Origin of the sequence: Sphingomonas sp. 8AM (assembly GCF_902506455.1) — a bacterium.
GTDB lineage: Bacteria > Pseudomonadota > Alphaproteobacteria > Sphingomonadales > Sphingomonadaceae > Sphingomonas.
On sequence record NZ_LR733844.1, the window covers coordinates 1 to 2,500 of the forward strand.

Consider the following 2,500-nt stretch of genomic DNA (forward strand, 5'->3'; position numbering starts at 1 on the left):
TTGGTTGCGGGGACAGGATTTGAACCTGTGACCTTCAGGTTATGAGCCTGACGAGCTACCGGGCTGCTCCACCCCGCGCCGAGGTGTTGGGGTTGTGAATGGGTTCTGATGTGCGGGCTGCAATGCCTGGCGGCGACCTACTCTTCCATCGCTTGAGCGATAGTACCATTGGCGCAGAGGGGTTTCACGTCCGAGTTCGGGATGGGATCGGGTGGTTCACCGACGCTATGGCCACCAGGCAATGGAGCCTGCACATGTGTCTCCCCGTGTGCCGGTGCCGGCTGGGGGAGACGGGTTCAAATCGATGCACTTGTTTACTGGCCGGGAGTGTATCACCCGTTCCAACGCTGTTGTTGGGGGTGTGTGCTCTCAAGCGCGAATAGGACGATTAGTATCGGTTAGCTTCACGCGTTACCGCGCTTCCACATCCGATCTATCAAGGTCGTGGTCTCCGACCGTCCTGTGAAATCTTATCTCGAGGGAGGCTTCCCGCTTAGATGCTTTCAGCGGTTATCCCGTCCGTACATAGCTACCCTGCTGCGCCGTTGGCACGACGACAGGTACACCAGAGGTACGTTCAACCCGGTCCTCTCGTACTAGGGTCAACTCCTCTCAAATTTCGACGCCCACGGCAGATAGGGACCAAACTGTCTCGCGACGTTCTGAACCCAGCTCACGTACCACTTTAATTGGCGAACAGCCAAACCCTTGGGACCTGCTCCAGCCCCAGGATGTGATGAGCCGACATCGAGGTGCCAAACAACCCCGTCGATATGAGCTCTTGGGGGTTATCAGCCTGTTATCCCCGGCGTACCTTTTATCCGTTGAGCGATGGCCCTTCCACGAGGGACCACCGGATCACTATGACCGACTTTCGTCTCTGCTCGACTTGTCAGTCTCGCAGTCAGGCGGGCTTATGCCATTGCACTCTAACAGCCGGTTTCCAACCGGCCTGAGCCCACCTTCGCGCGCCTCCGTTACTCTTTAGGAGGCGACCGCCCCAGTCAAACTACCCGCCACAGAGGGTCCCTGTACCGGTTTCACGGTACGAGGTTAGACAATAGACAACAACAGGGTGGTATTTCACCTGTGGCTCCACACCGGCTGGCGCCGATGCTTCAAAGCCTCCCACCTATGCTACACAGTTCTTGTCCACTGCCACTCTGAAGCTGCAGTAAAGGTGCACGGGGTCTTTCCGTCTAACCGCGGGTACTCCGCATCTTCACGGAGAATTCAATTTCGCTGAGCATGTCCTGGAGACAGTGGGGAAGTCGTTACGCCATTCGTGCAGGTCGGAACTTACCCGACAAGGAATTTCGCTACCTTAGGACCGTTATAGTTACGGCCGCCGTTTACCTGGGCTTCATTTCAGAGCTTGCACCCCTCCACTTAACCTTCAGGCACCGGGCAGGCGTCAGGCCCTATACGTCGTCTTGAAGCCGACTTAGCAGAGCCCTGTGTTTTTGCTAAACAGTCGCTACCCCCTGGCCTGTGCCCCCCATGAGAGCTTGCGCCTACATGGGGCCTCCTTCTTCCGAAGGTACGGAGGCAATTTGCCGAGTTCCTTCAGGACACTTCTCTCAAGCGCCTTGGTATACTCTACCAGACCACCTGTGTCGGTTTCGGGTACGGTCTATACGGTGGGGCTATTTCCCGGGACAGTTTCGAAGCCAGCTCAATCCGTTAAGAGCTGACAACACACACCATCCGTCACACACCACCAGGCTGCGGAATATTAACCGCATTCCCATCGACTACCCCCTTCGGGCTCGTCTTAGGGGCCGGCTCACCCTGCGCGGATTAGCCTTGCGCAGGAACCCTTGGTCTTTCGGCGAGAGGGCATCTCACCCTCTTTATCGCTACTCATGTCTGCATTCGCACTTCCGATACCTCCACGACCCATTACCAGATCGCTTCGCAGGCTTACGGAACGCTCCGCTACCGCGTATCCTCAGATCAAGTCTGGGACACACCCTAAGCTTCGGTGCACGTCTTGAGCCCCGTTACATCTTCGCCGCAGGAACCCTTAGCTAGACCAGTGAGCTGTTACGCTTTCTTTAAAGGATGGCTGCTTCTAAGCCAACCTCCTGGTTGTTTTGGGATTCCCACATGCTTTCCCACTTAGACGTGACTTGGGGACCTTAGCTGTAGGTCAGGGCTGTTTCCCTTTTGACGACGGACCTTAGCACCCGCCGTCTGTCTCCCGGATATCACTCCTAGGTATTCGGAGTTTGGTTAGAGTTGGTAGATCTCGCGACCCCCGCATCCATCCAGTGCTCTACCCCCTAGGGTGTCCATCCGAGGCACTACCTCAATAGTTTTCGCGGAGAACCAGCTATTTCCCGGCTTGATTGGCCTTTCACCCCTAAGCACAACTCATCCGGTAACTTTTCAACGTTAATCGGTTCGGACCTCCAGTGTGTGTTACCACACCTTCATCCTGGTCATGCATAGATCGCCGGGTTTCGGGTCTAATACTTCAAACTATTTCGCCCTATTC

1 tRNA gene and 2 rRNA genes (1 of these 3 cut by a window edge) are annotated in these 2,500 nt (G+C 55.9%); all 3 read right to left on the reverse strand.

Going from position 1 to position 2,500, the window contains the following annotated elements:
* Position 1: 1 nt before the first annotated feature.
* Positions 2 to 78: transfer RNA gene (locus BACI71_RS00005), tRNA-Met, on the reverse strand.
* Between the two features lie 46 nt (positions 79 to 124).
* Positions 125 to 239: ribosomal RNA gene (gene rrf, locus BACI71_RS00010) — 5S ribosomal RNA — on the reverse strand.
* A gap of 129 nt (positions 240 to 368) precedes the next feature.
* A 23S ribosomal RNA gene (locus tag BACI71_RS00015) occupies positions 369 to 2,500 on the reverse strand; it runs 661 nt beyond the window's last position.